Annotated in this window: 12 protein-coding genes and 1 pseudogene; 3 read left to right on the plus strand and 10 right to left on the minus strand. The window is 64.7% G+C overall.

Annotated features, from left to right (window positions below; genetic code table 11):
• Window positions 1–172 precede the first annotated feature (172 nt).
• The 3 genes and pseudogenes from G6N59_RS31600 to hxlA form a co-directional block, all read right to left on the minus strand.
• Entirely contained in the window at window positions 173–301 is a 129-nt protein-coding gene (locus G6N59_RS31600) for a hypothetical protein (protein ID WP_268815839.1), read from the minus strand.
• 164 nt (window positions 302–465) lie between these two features.
• Window positions 466–3,041: pseudogene (locus G6N59_RS15485) on the minus strand (heterodisulfide reductase-related iron-sulfur binding cluster); the annotation flags it as partial.
• Window positions 3,042–3,315: 274 nt separating this feature from the next.
• Window positions 3,316–3,939 carry a 3-hexulose-6-phosphate synthase gene (gene hxlA, locus G6N59_RS15490; protein ID WP_163911344.1) on the minus strand — a complete coding sequence of 208 codons (624 nt, stop codon included), beginning with the start codon at window positions 3,937–3,939 and terminating at the stop codon, window positions 3,316–3,318.
• A 389-nt stretch (window positions 3,940–4,328) separates the two neighbouring features.
• On the opposite strand from hxlA, the gene G6N59_RS15495 reads away from it, so the two are divergent.
• Window positions 4,329–4,976, plus strand: a complete 648-nt coding sequence (locus G6N59_RS15495; RefSeq protein WP_138233121.1) for a helix-turn-helix domain-containing protein — start codon at window positions 4,329–4,331, stop codon at window positions 4,974–4,976.
• Window positions 4,977–4,983: 7 nt separating this feature from the next.
• Here the strand turns inward: G6N59_RS15495 and G6N59_RS15500 are convergent, their stop codons facing one another.
• Complete coding sequence (locus tag G6N59_RS15500; protein ID WP_138233122.1) at window positions 4,984–5,538, minus strand: carbohydrate kinase family protein; 555 nt, start codon at window positions 5,536–5,538, stop codon at window positions 4,984–4,986.
• Between the two features lie 359 nt (window positions 5,539–5,897).
• Between G6N59_RS15500 and G6N59_RS15505 the strand changes: the two genes are divergently transcribed.
• Both G6N59_RS15505 and G6N59_RS15510 read left to right on the plus strand, forming a co-directional pair.
• Window positions 5,898–7,097: an NAD(P)/FAD-dependent oxidoreductase gene (locus G6N59_RS15505; protein ID WP_138233123.1), complete on the plus strand. Its 1,200-nt coding sequence runs from the start codon at window positions 5,898–5,900 to the stop codon at window positions 7,095–7,097.
• Between the two features lie 141 nt (window positions 7,098–7,238).
• Window positions 7,239–7,862: an MBL fold metallo-hydrolase gene (locus G6N59_RS15510; protein ID WP_138233124.1), complete on the plus strand. Its 624-nt coding sequence runs from the start codon at window positions 7,239–7,241 to the stop codon at window positions 7,860–7,862.
• A 175-nt stretch (window positions 7,863–8,037) separates the two neighbouring features.
• On the opposite strand, the gene G6N59_RS15515 is transcribed toward G6N59_RS15510, so the two are convergent.
• The 6 genes from G6N59_RS15515 to G6N59_RS15540 all read right to left on the minus strand — a co-directional run bounded on the left by G6N59_RS15515 (window position 8,038) and on the right by G6N59_RS15540 (window position 14,968).
• A complete protein-coding gene (locus tag G6N59_RS15515) occupies window positions 8,038–9,021 on the minus strand; it encodes an HAD-IIA family hydrolase (protein WP_138233125.1) in 984 nt (327 codons plus the stop codon).
• A 201-nt stretch (window positions 9,022–9,222) separates the two neighbouring features.
• Window positions 9,223–10,557, minus strand: a complete 1,335-nt coding sequence (locus G6N59_RS15520) for an FMN-binding glutamate synthase family protein (protein ID WP_138233126.1) — start codon at window positions 10,555–10,557, stop codon at window positions 9,223–9,225.
• The gene (locus G6N59_RS15525) at window positions 10,557–11,240 is read right to left on the minus strand and encodes a GltB/FmdC/FwdC-like GXGXG domain-containing protein (RefSeq protein WP_138233127.1); all 684 of its coding nucleotides are present in this window, start codon (window positions 11,238–11,240) and stop codon (window positions 10,557–10,559) included. Before G6N59_RS15525 ends, G6N59_RS15520 begins: the two co-directional genes overlap by 1 nt.
• Window positions 11,228–12,124, minus strand: a complete 897-nt coding sequence (locus tag G6N59_RS15530; RefSeq protein WP_138233128.1) for a class II glutamine amidotransferase domain-containing protein — start codon at window positions 12,122–12,124, stop codon at window positions 11,228–11,230. The genes G6N59_RS15525 and G6N59_RS15530 overlap by 13 nt, the downstream gene beginning before the upstream one ends.
• A 19-nt stretch (window positions 12,125–12,143) precedes the next feature.
• Window positions 12,144–13,466, minus strand: coding sequence for a type III glutamate--ammonia ligase (gene glnT, locus G6N59_RS15535; protein WP_138233129.1), 1,323 nt, complete (start codon window positions 13,464–13,466; stop codon window positions 12,144–12,146).
• Between the two features lie 323 nt (window positions 13,467–13,789).
• A complete protein-coding gene (locus G6N59_RS15540) occupies window positions 13,790–14,968 on the minus strand; it encodes an ROK family transcriptional regulator (protein ID WP_138233318.1) in 1,179 nt (392 codons plus the stop codon).
• Window positions 14,969–15,065 lie beyond the last annotated feature (97 nt).

Raw genomic sequence — 15,065 nt, forward strand, 5'->3', positions numbered from 1 at the left:
CCAGTGGCCAGTTGCGACACGTGATTCGTCGAAAGCGTGTCGCAATTGGCCACTGGCAGTTGGCATTTCTAGCTAGTTGACATTTCTCGCGTTGTCCGGCTCGCCGTGTTGTCAGCTTCATGCCCGATCCGACGACCGGCAGCCTTCTTGACGCCCGAGCGACGGGCATCGGTCACCACACACCGGCCGACAACCATGCATCAACAAGCATGTCGATTCGCTCGTCCAACACAGAAACTTCGTAATCCTTCGTGATGGCGTGAGCTACGAGATTCGCCGCATAGACCAGCTGCCGTTCCATCGGGATCCCCTTCACTCCTTACGTTGACTCAAAGGTGTCGGTAGCGCGATCGACTCTGTTTCCGGACCTGGCCCGCAACGAGCCGTCACTCGACCAGGACGCCGGCACACGCATTGAATCGATTGCAACTCAAGGCATTTACTACACAGACGCTGGTGGTGTTACTGGCGCCTTCCAGGGCGTCGTGCGCCTGGTTTGATGCCCAGTCCGACGACCGGCGGTTCCGGCTTCGGCTTGTCCTCGGCCGCCGGAGCGGGGGCAGCAGCTGCCGCCGGAGCGGCTGCTTTCTTGGCGCCGGGGCGTTTGGCGCCGGGGCGTTTGGCGGCCATGCCCAGGCCGGTGACCGGCTTGGCCGCGGCAGTCGGAGCGGCAGCCTCAGCAGCAGGTGCGTCAGCAGCCGGTGCGGCCGGCGCAGCCTCGGCGACAGGTGCCGGTGCGGGCTTGGGGGCTGCAGCGGCTTTCTTCTCCGCGAGGGCGGCGGACGCGGCGGCGGCGGTGCCCTTGGCGGGCAGCGTCACCGTGCTGGTGTCCAGGGAGCCCAGCAGCAGCTGCGCGACGTCGAGCACCTCGGTTTTGTCGATGCTGCGGGTCGCGGCGACGTCGTCGACGCCGTCGCTCATCATGACGCGGCAGAACGGGCAGCCGGTCGCGATCGCGGAGGCGCCGGTGTCGACGGCCTCTTCGGCGCGCTCGGTGTTGATGCGTTTGCCGATGTGCTCTTCCATCCACATGCGGGCGCCACCGGCACCACAGCACAGGCCACGGTCGGCGTGCCGGGGCATCTCGGTGAGCGTCGCGCCGGCCGCGCCGACCAGCTCACGCGGGGCCTCGTACTCCTTGTTGTGCCGGCCCAGGAAGCACGGGTCGTGGTAGGTGACCTCTTGGCTGGCGCTGGAGACGGGGATCAGTTTTTTGTCCCGCACCAGCCGGTTGAGCAGCTGGGTGTGGTGCACCACGGTGTAGTTCGCCCCGAGTTGCGGGTATTCGCGGCCGATGGTGTTGAAGCAGTGCGGGCAGGTGACCACGATCTTGCGTTTGGCCGCATCGACCCCGTCGAACAGCTCGTTGATGGTTTCGACGTTCTGCGCGGCGAGCTGCTGGAACAGGAACTCGTTACCGGCGCGGCGGGCCGAATCCCCGGTACAGGTTTCCCCGGTGCCCAGCACCAGGAACTTCACCCCGGCGGTGGCGAGCAGTTCAGCGACGGCCTTGGTGGTCTTTTTGGCGCGGTCCTCATACGCCCCGGCGCAGCCCACCCAGAACAGGTACTCGAACCCCTCGAAACTGTCCACGTCTTGGCCGTAGACCGGGATGTCGAAGTCCAGCTCGTCGATCCAGGTGGTGCGTTCTTTGGCGTTCTGGCCCCAGGGTTGCCCTTGAGTTCGAGGTTCTTGAACAGCACACCGAGCTCGCCGGGGAATTCGGATTCGACCATGACCTGGTAGCGGCGCATGTCCACGATGTGATCGATGTGCTCGATGTCCACCGGGCACTGCTCCACACACGCCCCGCAGTTGGTGCAGGACCACAACACATCAGGATCGATGACGCCGCCCTGCTCGGCGGTGCCGACCAGCGGGCGCAGCGCCTGCTCGGGCCCGGACCCTTCGATGCGGGCGAAACCGTCCTCGGGCACCCCGTGCCCGTGCAGGCTGTCGCCGAGGGTGGCGAAGTCGACCGAGCCGGCTTCGGGCATCGGTTTGCCTTCGATGATGTACGGCGCCTTGGCGAACAGGTGATCGCGCAGGTTCATCATCACCAGCTTGGGGGACAACGGTTTTCCGGTGTTCCAGGCCGGGCACTGGGACTGGCAGCGGCCGCACTCGGTGCAGGTCGACATGTCCAGGTTGGCTTTCCAGGTGAAGTCCTCGATGCGGCCGCGGCCGAACACCGCGTCCTCGGCCGGGTCGTCGAAGTCGATCGGCTCGCCCTGGTATTCCATCGGCAGCAGCGGGCCCAGACCATCGGGCAGGCGCTTGAAGGTGACGTTGATCGGGGCCAGCCCGATGTGCAGGTGCTTGGAATGCAGCACGATCAGCAGGAACACCAACATCACCCCGATGTGGGCGAGCAGGGCGATGGTCTCGATCCACACGTTGGCGGTGTGCCCCAGCGGGGCCAGCAGCGCGGCCATGCCGTCGGAGAAGAACGCGCCGTTCTGGTACGGGAAATGCTCACCGAGCACGTTCACCGCGGCGCCGCGGAAAATCGCGTAGGTCAGGATGACCAGGAAGATCATGATCAGGATCTCCCACGCGCCGCCGTTGTGCGAGCCGTAGAACCGGGACTCACGACCAATAGTGTCGGGGTTCTTGGTCAGGCGGATGATCGCGAACACGATGATGCCGGCCAGCACCGCCAGGGCGAAGAAGTCCTGCAGGAAACCCAGCACCGCCCAATGCCCCACGAACGGGATGGCGAACTTCGGGTCGAACAGGACCCCATAAGCCTCCAGATACACCGACGCCAGAACGAAAAAGCCCCACATCGTGAAAAAGTGCGCGATACCCGGGATCGACCACTTCAGCAGCTTCGACTGCGCGAACACTTCCTTGTTCTGATTCAGGAAGCGGCGGGCCAGATCGTCTTTACGGCCACGCTCATCACCAAGCTTCTGCCCCGAGCTGATCAGCTTGGTCAACCACAGGACACGCTTAGCCGCGAACCCCAGGACCACGACCGTTGCCAACAGCCCGATGACCAACCTGGCCACGTCGAGCGTGTGTTCGAGATTCTCCACCGCGCCTCTCCCAGTTATGTAGCTACCAACCGCCAACTCAATCGAGTTACCGTCTGGCGCCCATTGCCGGTCGTTGAATGTTGTTCGCGTCGAATCGCATTCGACAGCGGCGTGACGTCGCCTCGACGCGGACTCCCCCGGGCACAGACCGTTCGGGGTTACGGCTGTGCCCGGGGGAAGATTTCACTATTTCTCAGATGTGCCCGGGAGGTGTTGTCCTGCAGCCACTTTCACGGCGCTGGACACCACCTCCCGGGAGGCCAAGGGCGCGCGATCAGGCAATCGCCGCGCGCAGCTCCTTGGCAGCCAACGCCGGATCGGCAGCACCGTAAATAGCACCACCGGCAACAGCAACCTCCGCACCGGCCTTCTGCACCGCCGCAATGGTGCCCACCTTCACACCACCGGCCACCGAGAACGGAACCCGGGCCGCCTCACCAGCGGCCAGCAGGCCGGTCAGATCGAAGCCGGGCTTGGCCTGCTCATCCAGACCCGCGTGCATCTCCACGAACTTGGCACCCAGGGCGCGGACCTGCTGCGCCCGGGCGGCCTTGTCCTCGATACCGATCAGGTCGACAACAACACCCTTGTTGTGCGCCTGCGCCGCCTTCACCGCACCGGCAATCGTGGAATCGTCAGCCGAACCCAGCACCGTCATCAAGTCAGCACCGGCCTTGAACGCGATATCAGCCTCCAGCTCACCGGCGTCCATCGTCTTCATATCGGCGAACACAATCTTGTCCGGATGCGCGTTCTTCACCGCGGTGATCACCGACAGGCCCTCCGCCTTGATCAACGGGGTGCCCAGTTCGATGATGTCGACGTACTCGGCAACCTTGCCCGCCAACTCAAGAGCAGCCTCAGTGGTCAGCAAATCAATAGCAACCTGCAGCTTCATGGTCCGTCCTTCTTTCTGTTAGGGAACTACGAACGAGCGCGAGAACGAGAAGCACCTGCAGGGTCGTTGAAGCCGAGATCATTCGGGACTGGAACGCTGCCTCGGCGACGTGACCAACGGATGCTTCCTGGTCGATGTCCATCATCACGAGGCAAACGGGTGGGAGTAATACTGTTTTCTGACAGTTTTGGCCACCCTTTAGGATTGGTCAGGCGGTGCGCAGGCGGCTGGAGCGGGTTCCCGACTGCCACCCCGGACGCGCTGAAACAACCGCAAGTCGGCCGAAGAGTCATCACAATTGACCACGGCGAGACCAATTCACAGCTTTTGCACAGTTGACTTGCCCAAAGACCAACCGTGCGAATTAGCTGCCGGTCTACATTGGGAGGGTGACCGACACCCCGCTGCTGCGCAACACCTCGGGCATCGCTCGGAATCGTGACCCGGGCGAGTCGTTCGAGGAGCTGGAACTCGAAACCGCGATCGCGCGCAACGTTCGGCAACTGCGCTTGGCTCAGGGGATGACTGTCGCCGAGATGGCCATCACCGTGGGGATCTCGAAGGCAATGTTGTCCAAGATCGAGAACGCCCAAACCTCATGCAGCCTGTCGACGTTGTCGCTGCTCGCCAAGGGGCTGGACGTACCGGTGTCGTCGTTGTTCCGCGGCTCGGATGTGGAGCGGCCCGCCGCGTTCGTGAAAGCGGGCACCGGCGCACGCATCGTGCGTGACGGCACGGCCGAGGGTCACGAGTACCAGCTGCTCGGCTCCCTGCGCGGTGAGCACAAGCGACTGGAATGCCTGTACGTCACTTTGACCGAACAGAGCCGGAATTACCCTTTGTTTCAGCATCCCGGCACGGAGTTCATCTACCTACTCAACGGCGTGATGGACTACGGCCACAGCCGTTCGGTGTACCGCATGAACCCCGGGGATTCGCTCCTGATCGATGGCGAAGGCACGCACGGGCCGGTCGACCTGATAGAGCTGCCGATCCGATTCCTATCAGTGATCGCCTTCCCGGAATCTCGCATCTAGCAGCCCATTAGCCGGCCCGCAGCATCGCGTCGCGCAGGATTTCCTGCAGGTCGTCGAGGCCGATCGATCGGCGATGGCGCGCGGAGCCGCCGGCCGGCACGTCGCGCCCGGTCAGCGCAGGCAGCAACCCAGCGATAAAGGCGCGCTCCCGGTGGACGCGGTCAGTGACCGAGATCGCGTGCCCGCGGACGCGCACGGACCCACTTTTGGCGTAGCCCGTAGCGGCGGTATCTCCGTGGGTCACAACGAGGATCGCCGGGCCTCGCGACATCAACCACCGGATCGCATCACTGGGACGATCACCTGGTCGCAGCCAAGCGAGGTCAGCGTCGCTGAGGACGGCGATATCACTGCGGGCGATCATGTCGTCGATGTGGGCGAATGCGCCGGCCTGGTCCATCCGGACGCCGGAGTACACCGCCTCGTCGTCGATGACCCCGCCCGGTAGGTCTGCGCCGAACGCGGTCAGCCACGTCTCCCCCAGACAGACGAGGACTGCGCTTCGCGCAGCCACCGTTCCCGTTGCGCCCGAGGCCAGGTCGGGCATGACGGACAAATTCATGTGCTGCCTCCTGCCGCAGTGGATATGGCCTTCAACTGTCCGGCCGGATGCCGGTAGCTCGAAACGCCAATTTTGGATGGATCGGCCTACCCATTCGCATAGGCCACCGGCTCGATCGTCCCGAACACTCCAGGCACATAGGCCGTACGCGACGGTGAGACATCGTCGACGAGTTTCATCACATTAAATGCTGTTTATTTTAGCGAAACGGTAGTAACGTGGATCACATCCACTAGTAGTGGATTGTGTCAACTGGCAGTACCGGTGCGTCGCGAAGGGAGAGCTCATGTGGACCCCGACACCGTGGCTCAGGGTACGAGGTTGCACCACCATCACGTCTGAACCAGAAAGCCACCATCATGTCTGAAACAGTCTCCACGACCGACGTCGTCATCGTGGGCGGCGGATTGGAAGGCTGCTCGGCAGCCTGGTCGCTGGCCCAGCGCGGCGTCTCCGATGTCACCATTCTCGAACGCGATACCGTCGGCTCGGGCGGCACCGGGAAGTCTTCCGGCGTCGTACGCTGCCATTACGGCGTCAGCTCGCTCGCCGCGATGGCAACCCGAAGCCTCGAGCTGTTCGAGAACGCTGCAGAGATCCTCGGTGAGGATGTCGGTTTTCATCAGACCGGCTACGTGGTTGGCGTCGGCCCGCAGAACGTCCAAGCCATCCGCGACTCGATGGCCGCGCAGCGCGCCGTCGGAGTGCGCACTGAGGACATCGACAAGTCTGAGGTCGAAAAGCTTTGGCCGGTGGCCGATCTGGAGCCGTTCGCCGCGTTCGCGTGGGAGGAACGGGGCGGATACGGCGACGCCTACCAGACCGCGCAGGGCTTCGCCGCCGCAGCTCGCCGACACGGGGTGCGCCTGCGGCAGAGCACCACGGTCAGCGAGATCATCGTCGAGAACGGCCGGGCCACGGGTGTGCGCCTGACCGATGGAAGCGTCGTCTCCGCCAACACCGTTGTTCTCGCCGCAGGCCCGTGGTCGGTTGCGTTGCTGGCTGCCCACGGCATCGAGTTGCCGATCACGGTGCACCGCGAGCAGATCGTGCTCATCGACCCGGGCCAAGATCTCGGCAAGGTTCCGGTGTTCTCCGACCTGGTGTCACTGCAGTACGTACGCCCCGAGGGTTCCGACGGCCAGATTCTGTTCGGCAACTCCGCTCTCGACGTACTCGAGCCCGCGGACCCCGACAACTACCTCAACCGTGCCGACGACGACTTCATCGACCTCACCGTCGACAAGATCGGGACCCGCTTCCCCGGCCTCGAGAACCCGTCGATCGCGTCGACCTATGCCGGTTGCTATGACGTGACGCCGGACTTCAACCCGGTGATCTCCGAAACCCCGGTCGACGGCCTGATCGTCGCCGCTGGATTCTCCGGCCACGGTTTCAAGATCGCCCCCGCGGTCGGCAAGCTCGTCGCCGACCTCGTCGTCGACGGCAAGAGCTCCGATGCGGACATCCCGGCTGACGACTTCCGGCTGTCGCGATTCGCCGAAGGAGCCCTGCTGAAGAGCCCGTTCCCCTACATCGGCGCGGGACAGATGCGCTAGACGCGCTCATGGAATCGACCCTGGTGCGCGCAGGCCGGTGCACCGGGGTCGATTCCGTCGCCAATCCGGCTGATACACCACCGAACCCGCCCCGCGCACAGCGCGCGACGGTGATGACCTACCCGCGATAGGGGCGTCCGTATGACCACCATCCAACGCGTCGTGACCAGTGGCACCTTCAGCCTCGACGGCGGCACCTGGGACGTAGACAACAACATCTGGATCATCGGTGACGAAACCGACTGCATCGTGTTCGACGCCGCACATACCGCGGCACCCATCCTCGATGCGGTCGCGGGCCGCAACGTGTTGGCGGTCGTGTGCACACACGGGCACAACGACCACATCACCGTGGCGCCCGAACTCTCCGCAGCACTCGACGCCCCGATCCTGCTGCACCCGGCCGACGAGATGCTCTGGCGCGAAACCCACCCCACGGCAACGTTTTACGCGGTGGACGACGGGCAAGTGCTCAAGGTCGGCGGAATCGACATCCACGCCCTCCATACCCCCGGCCACTCCCCCGGATCGGTGTGCTGGTCAGCGCCCGAGCTGGGTGCCGTCCTCTCAGGGGACACCCTCTTCCAAGGCGGCCCCGGCGCCACCGGACGCTCCTACTCCGACTTCCCGACCATCCTGGACTCCATCGCCCAACGACTCGGCGTCCTGGCTCCAGAAACCGTCGTCTACACCGGCCACGGCGACACCACCACCATCGGCGGCGAAGTCGTCCACTACGACGACTGGGTAGCGCGCGGGCACTGAAGCGCCGGCACCGAAACCACAGGACCCCATCGGCAGCGCGGCCGATGGGGTCCTGTCATTGGTTCCATTGGGCTGGCACCATGAATATGGTTACAGGTCAATGCTTTTCGCAGGGCTCAGAATTGCCGGCATCGCCGTGACAGTGCCCGCCCGGCATCAGCTCGGGCAGCGTCGATCACACCGTCGCGAACACGATCTCCGGTGCGGCGTCCGGAATCACACCCGGGTGAGCGGCCCACCACGCGGCACAGCCGGCGCGCCAACTGTCGAGGTCGTCTTCGCGGCCGCTGATGTTCACCGTCGATCCCGAGACCCGGGCCGTGGCGCCCCCGCAGGAATAGGTCCCATTGTCAGCTGTGATCGCCGGGTAGTCCTCGTAGAGTTCCGTCAGAGAACCGACCATGTACGTCGGACGTTCATCCACGCGCGCAGCGAGGGCCGTGCGCGGCGAGTCCACGCCGGTGAGGACGAGCAGAGTCGCCATTCCTGCGCGATTGCCGCCCAGGATGTCGGTGTCCAGCCGATCGCCGATCACCAAGGGGCGCTCGACGTTTGAGTGACTCGCCGCCGTCTCGAATAGGGCCGGCCCAGGCTTTCCCGCCACCAAGGGATACTTGCCGGTGGCGGTCGCAATCGCCGCCACCATGGTGCCGTTGCCGGGCGCGAATCCACGCTCCTGCGGCAGGGTCATGTCCGTGTTCGTCGCCACCCAGAGCGCGCCCGCCGCGATCGCAAAGGAGGCCTCCGCCAGATCCTTCCAGGCCAAGCTCGGGGTGAACCCCTGAATGACAGCGTCCGGTTGATGATCCCAGGAATTCGCGACATGGAGGCCTTGAGACCGCACGGAATCCGCGAGCGTCTGACTGCCGACCACGAACACCGTCGCACCGGCGGAGACGTTGCGCGCCAACAACTCTGCTCCGGCCAACGCCGACCCGAACACCTGCTCTGCGGTGGCGGGCGCACCCAACTTTCGTAGATGCGAGGCAACCTCCGCCGACGATCGCGACGCGTTGTTGGTGACGTATGCCAGGCGCTTACCGTCCCCGACCAGCTTGCTGAGCGCCTCTGGTGCGCCGGTGATCGCCTTCGGACCCGCGTACACGACACCGTCGAGGTCTGTCAGTACCCCGTCAAAACCGTCGATCAGCCTGGTCATCAGTGTTCGCCTCCGATGTCGCGGAAAAATCATGTCGCGAGAATCTCCGTGTGGTGCGGTGCTGCACGGAACTGGGTGAACCAGCCCGGTCATGTCGTATTGCGCAACGCCACAACGATGTTCGTGGCGCTGCGGCACGCAAGGGCCAAGGTGGTGATCTCCCCGTAAAGCTCCGACGGGGAAATCACCACCCTCGCGTACTCAGAACGTCCGGCCGGGCACCCACGATGTGCCGGCGAGCGGGATGCGAGACATCGCCGACGCTTCAATCGTCAGCGCGACCATGTCCTCCGGCTCCAGGTGCTGCACGTGGGCCTTACCGCAGGCGCGTGCGATGACCTGGAGTTCCAGCGTCAGCACCCGCAGATAGTTCGCCAACTTCCGGCCGCCCTCGATCGGGTCGAATCGGGCCGCCAGCTCAGGATCCTGCGTGCTGATGCCCGTCGGGTCCTTTCCGTCCTGGAAGTCGTCGTAGAAGCCGGCGGCGCTGCCGAGCTTCTCGTATTCGGCGGCGTACCGAGGATCGTTGTCGCCGAGGGCGATCAACGCAGCGGTTCCGATGGCCACCGCATCGGCGCCCAGCGCCAGGCACTTGGCAACATCGGCGCCGTTACGAATACCGCCCGAGACGATCAGCTGAACCTTGCGGTGCATGCCCAGTTCCTGCAGCGCCTGCACAGCCTGCGGAATGGCGGCCAGCGTCGGAATACCGACGTGTTCGATGAACACCTCTTGGGTCGCCGCGGTACCGCCCTGCATGCCGTCGACGACGACCACGTCGGCACCGGCAGCGACAGCCAGCTTCACGTCGTAGTACGTGCGGGTGGCACCCACCTTGACGTAGATCGGCTTTTCCCAGTCGGTGATCTCACGGATTTCCGCGATCTTGATGGCCAGGTCATCCGGGCCGGTCCAGTCGGGATGCCGCGATGCGGACCGCTGGTCGATACCCTGTGGGAGAGTACGCATTCCGGCGACGCGTTCGGAGATCTTCTGCCCCAGGAGCATGCCGCCGCCACCTGGCTTGGCACCCTGCCCGAGTACGACCTCGATGGCATCCGCCTTACGCAGATCATCGGGGTTCATCCCATAGCGCGACGGAAGGTACTGGTACACCAGCGTTTTCGACTGGCCCCGCTCCTCCGGCGTCATGCCACCGTCACCGGTGGTGGTGGACGTGCCCATCGCACTGGCGCCGCGCCCCAGGGCCTCCTTGGCGCGCCCGGACAACGCGCCGAAGCTCATACCTGCGATGGTGACCGGGATATCAAGGTGCAGTGGGTATTTCGCGAACCGACTACCGAGCACTACGTCGGTGGCACACTTCTCGCGGTAGCCCTCGAGGGGGTAACGCGACACCGACGCGCCGAGGAACAGCAGGTCGTCGAAGTGCGGCAGCTTCCGCTTGGCGCCCCAACCGCGGATATCGTAGATACCGGTGGCGGCGGCCCGTTGGATAGCGGCGATCGTGGTCCGGTCGAAGGTGGCGGACTCACGCAGGCCGAGCCGGGCCCGGTCGTCGTCTGTTTGGCTCATCAGTATGCTCCGGCGTTGTCGACTTTGAAGTGGTAGAGGTTGCGGGCAGACCCGTACCGCGTGTAGGACGCGGTGTCGTCGTCCTCGAAGCCGGCCGCCTTCAGCAGCAGGGCGAGCTCCTGGTGGTGCTCGTCACGCATTTCCTTGGCAATGCAGTCCGCGCCCAGCGATGCGGGCGTGCCGCGCAGGTAGATTCGCGTCTCGTAGATCGAGTCACCGAGCGCTTCACCGGCGTCGCCGCGGATGACGAGGCGTCCGGCTTGCGCCATGAAGGCACTCATGTGGCCGACGTTGCCGCCCACCACGATGTCGACGCCCTTCATCGAGATACCGCACCGCGCAGAGGCGTTGCCCTCGATGACCAGCAGTCCGCCGTGCGCGGTTGCACCCGCGGACTGGGAGGCGTCGCCCTTGACGACGACGCTGCCGCTCATCATGTTCTCGGCGACGCCGGTGCCGGCATTGCCGTTGATGACGATCTCGGCCTGCTGGTTCATGCCCGCGCCGTAGTAGCCCAGGTGACCGTTGATCGTGATCTTCACCGGCGCGTTGACGCCAACCGCGACGTTGTGTGCCCCGGCCGGGTTGTTGATGATGAACTCGCCGGACAGGTCCGCGGCATGCAGGGCGGTGTTCACCTCCCGCAGCGGCGTCTCTGCCAGGTCAAATGTCAACGGCTCCATGCGTACACCACCTCGGGCTCGGGTTCCCAGATCTTTGCGTTCTCAACACCCGGCAGGGATGCCAGGGCGCGGTATTCACTCGCCATCGCGACCCAGTCGTCGGTCTCGGCGATCACCGCAGGCTTGCACGAGATTGCATCGCGCACGACTGCGAACGAGTCATGGTTGGACACCAGCAGGGTGTAGAACCCATCGAAGGTCGCGCACAGTTCCTTCAGCGAGGTTTCGACGTCACGGCCCTGGGCCAGTTGGTGTGCCACGAACCGGGCGCCCACCTCAGTGTCGTTTTCGCTGTCGAAGGTCACGCCCGCGCGGCGCAGGTCGCGACGCACGGTGGCGTGGTTCGAGAACGATCCGTTGTGGACCAGGCACTGCCCGGTGCCCACGGCGTAGGGGTGAGCGCCGGACGGGGTGACCGCCGACTCGGTGGCCATGCGGGTATGCCCCACGCCCTGCCAACCCTGTGCCTTCGACAGGCCCCATGCGTCCGCGAGCGTCCGCGGAGCGCCAACGCCCTTGAGCACTGCGAGGTCGGCGCCGAAGCCGACGACCAGCGCCTTGGGGAGAGCCGCACGAGCGGCGGCGAGCAGCGCTTCGGAGTCGATCGCAGCGGTCAACAGGTAGGTCGCATCGAGGACGCGCACGTTGACGGTGACGCCCGCTTCAGCACCGACGGCGGCGGCAACTTCGTCAGCCGGGGCGTCAACCTCGAGCAGCGACACGGCACCGTAGCCGGCCGGCGTCCAGTTGGGGTCGCCGTAGACCGCGACACCAGCCGAATCCATTCCGCGGTCGGACATTTCGCACAACATCCCGGTGAGCATTTCGCCCAACTTGGGATACAACTCGGGGTTGCGCAGATGCAACCCTACGATTCCGCACATTAGTTGTTGGTCTCCTTTCTCAGAAAGCCGTCAGGTACTGATCGATTTCCCAGGCGCTTACCTGGCTGTGATAGGTGAAGAACTCTTCGCGCTTGAGGTTGGTGAAGTACTTGGACACCCCTGCGTCTGCGCCGACCGCATCGAGCACTTCCATCATCACGGGATCGGCTTCCAGGGTTTCGACGGCGTGGATCAGCGTCGCCGGCAGCGCGGGCCGTGAGGTGACCTGTGCCCCGATTTCACCCGGGTCGGTTCCGTTGGCGATTCCGTCCAGTCCGGCACCGATCGCCGCCGCGGCCGCCAGGTATGGGTTCGCCGATCCGCAACCGCCACGCAGTTCGATGCGCTGGTTGTCCGGGATGCGGATGTAGTGGGTGCGGTCGTTACCCCCGAAGGTCGGACTGTTCGGCGCCCAGGACGCACCCGAGGTCACGGCAACCGCACGGGTTCGCTTGTAGGAGTTGACAGTTGGCGCGATAATCGCCTGCAGCGCACTCGCGTGCTCGAGGATGCCGCCGATGAAGTGGTATGCCGTGTCCGATAGACCCAGATTGCGATCATCTGTGTCAGCCGGGAAGACCGGGGTCCCACGACTGGTCAGTGAAATGTGCAGGTGCAACCCGCTGCCGGTGCGGTCGGCGAACGGCTTCGGCATGAAGGTGGCCGTCATGCCGCGTTCCTCGGCGCTCATCGCCAGGAGATAGCGCAGCGTCACCACGCGGTCGGCGGTGATCAGCGCTTCCGCGTACTGGAAGTTCTGCTCGAACTGACCGTTGCCGTCTTCGTGGTCGTTGGCGTAATTGGACCAGCCGAGTTGGTTCATCGCCTTGGAGATCCCGGAAAGGTGGTCGTACATCCGGGTGAGGCCGCGCACGTCGTAGCAGGGATTCGCTGCCAGGTCATTCTTGTCGGCGGTCGTCAGGGAACCGTCAGCATTGCGGTTGACCAGGTAGTACTCCACCTCCGCGCCCATCCACGGCTCGTAGCCGGCCTCGGCGGCGCGCTGGATCATCGCCTTGAGGATGTTCCGGGGCGCGTACGGCCAGAGCTTGCCCTCGACGTACACGTCGCAGTGGACGAGCGCCAACCCTTCCTTGACAAAAGGAATGGGGGTGAACGACGCCGGATCGGGAACGGCGACCAGATCAGGGTCTTTGGGCTCCTGCCCCATGGCGCCGGCGGCATAACCGGCGAAACCCACACCGTCCTTGGCGAGTTCGTCGATCGCTTCGACCGGCACCAGCTTGGCACACGGCTTCCCCCGCAGGTCCACAAAGAGGGCGAGGATGAACTGCGTTCCTGACTGTTCGGCCAGGGTGGCCAGTTCAAGTGTTGGGGTCATGGGTTACACCTTGTCTCATGTGATGAATCAACGTATACGGCTAGTAAACCCTCGCGAGTCGGGTTTGGGCAAGGATTTCTGAAAGAAAAATCACACTTTGTTGCCGAAGCCGACTGCATCACACTCCGTCAGCGAGTCCGCCCACCCCCTGCGACAGGCGCCTGGCAGGCAAGATGCGGACGCGGGGTACCGCACGGACACCAGCATCGGAAACGAGCCGACGGGCGCGGCACGAGGCCGGCCACATCCGGCCAGTCCGTCGTCAGCCCCGGACCACCGCACCATCCGCATCCGCCGGTCTACGACCGAAGGTCGCGCTACCGTCAACCGGCCAGCGATGCGTCAATCACGTTGGGGCTCAAGACATAATCGAGCACAGTGGTGGCGCAACCGGCGATGCCGACGCGCCCGGGAAGAGCCGACGGAACAACCTGCAGCGTCCGGGTGGCCAGGGTGCTGGCGTTGCCGTACAGCGTTTCTCGCAGACCTGCCACGAACACGTCATAAGCACCCACCACGTCACCGGCGACAACCAGCACCGCCGGGTTGATCAGGTTCACCGCGGCCGCGAGCACCTCACCAACATGCCGACCGCTGTCACGAATCATGCTGCGCGCCTTGGCGTCTCCACCTTGAGCCAGCGCGACGACGTCACGCAGGTGACTGACGGCGTATCCGTCGCGCTGCAGCGCTCGGACGATTGCCCAGCCGCCGGCCACCGCCTCGACACAACCGGTGTCACCGCAGCGACAGGGAATGCCGGCGGCTGCTGCGATCTTGCTGTGCCCGAAATCCCCGGCCGCCTGCACGGCGCCCCGCCGCAGTTGGCCGCCCATGATGACACCGGCACCCAGCCCGGTCGACGCTTTCACAACCAGCATGTCTTGCACGTCAGGGAATCCGGCGCGGCGTTCCGCCAGGGCGATGACATTGGCGTCGTTGTCCATGACCACCGGGGCATCGGTGAGGTGCTGGAAGTACGGCGCCAACGGCACCCCGTCCCAACCGCTCATGTTCGGCGAGTCCAAGCTGGCTCCGCGCTGCCGATCGACAGTGCCCGGCAGGCTGAGGCCGATCCCGAAAATTCGGTCGCCGCGGCGCCCGGAGTCGTCGAGCAGCGCATCGAGACGCTTCACCAGGTCGGGCATCAGATCGTCCGGGCCCATGCCGGGCTCTTGATCGATGTCAGCGGTGGCGATGATGTCGCCGGCGAGATTGCACAGGGCCAGCTGGGTGCGGCTGCGCCCGATGGCTACCGCGAAGACGATGCCGGCATCGACGTTGAACATCAGTTGGGTCGCCGGTCGTCCGCCGGTCGACGCCGCATGTGCGGGTTCGATCACCAGATTGTCGGCCGCCAACGCGGTGATCCGCGCGGTCACCGCGGTCCGGGACAGGCCCGTGATCCGGCCGATCTCGCTGCGGGTGATCGCCTCGCGATCCCTGATCAGCGCAAAGACTTCGCCGGCGGTGGGTGACACCGACGTGCCGTTGAGCGCCATAGCCCATTGAAGCAAGGCAACACCAACCGACGCAAACGTAAGACTGCCGATCTTTCGTATCTGAAATACAAAAGACCGTTGCAAAAAATCCTCAAGC

Origin of the sequence: Mycolicibacterium aubagnense (assembly GCF_010730955.1) — a bacterium.
Taxonomy (GTDB): Bacteria; Actinomycetota; Actinomycetes; order Mycobacteriales; family Mycobacteriaceae; genus Mycobacterium; species Mycobacterium aubagnense.

What these genes read in the sequence shown, in the direction of transcription:
- G6N59_RS15500 (WP_138233122.1), bottom strand. Translation starts at nt 5,538, where the DNA reads ATGAATTTGTCCGTCATGCCCGACCTGGCCTCGGGCGCAACGGGAACG.
- G6N59_RS15520 (WP_138233126.1), bottom strand. Translation starts at nt 10,557, where the DNA reads ATGAGCCAAACAGACGACGACCGGGCCCGGCTCGGCCTGCGTGAGTCC.
- G6N59_RS15510 (WP_138233124.1), top strand. Translation starts at nt 7,239, where the DNA reads ATGACCACCATCCAACGCGTCGTGACCAGTGGCACCTTCAGCCTCGAC.
- glnT (WP_138233129.1), bottom strand. Translation starts at nt 13,466, where the DNA reads ATGACCCCAACACTTGAACTGGCCACCCTGGCCGAACAGTCAGGAACG.
- G6N59_RS15505 (WP_138233123.1), top strand. Translation starts at nt 5,898, where the DNA reads ATGTCTGAAACAGTCTCCACGACCGACGTCGTCATCGTGGGCGGCGGA.
- G6N59_RS15515 (WP_138233125.1), bottom strand. Translation starts at nt 9,021, where the DNA reads ATGACCAGGCTGATCGACGGTTTTGACGGGGTACTGACAGACCTCGAC.
- hxlA (WP_163911344.1), bottom strand. Translation starts at nt 3,939, where the DNA reads ATGAAGCTGCAGGTTGCTATTGATTTGCTGACCACTGAGGCTGCTCTT.
- G6N59_RS15540 (WP_138233318.1), bottom strand. Translation starts at nt 14,968, where the DNA reads ATGGCGCTCAACGGCACGTCGGTGTCACCCACCGCCGGCGAAGTCTTT.
- G6N59_RS15525 (WP_138233127.1), bottom strand. Translation starts at nt 11,240, where the DNA reads ATGGAGCCGTTGACATTTGACCTGGCAGAGACGCCGCTGCGGGAGGTG.
- G6N59_RS15530 (WP_138233128.1), bottom strand. Translation starts at nt 12,124, where the DNA reads ATGTGCGGAATCGTAGGGTTGCATCTGCGCAACCCCGAGTTGTATCCC.
- G6N59_RS31600 (WP_268815839.1), bottom strand. Translation starts at nt 301, where the DNA reads ATGGAACGGCAGCTGGTCTATGCGGCGAATCTCGTAGCTCACGCCATC.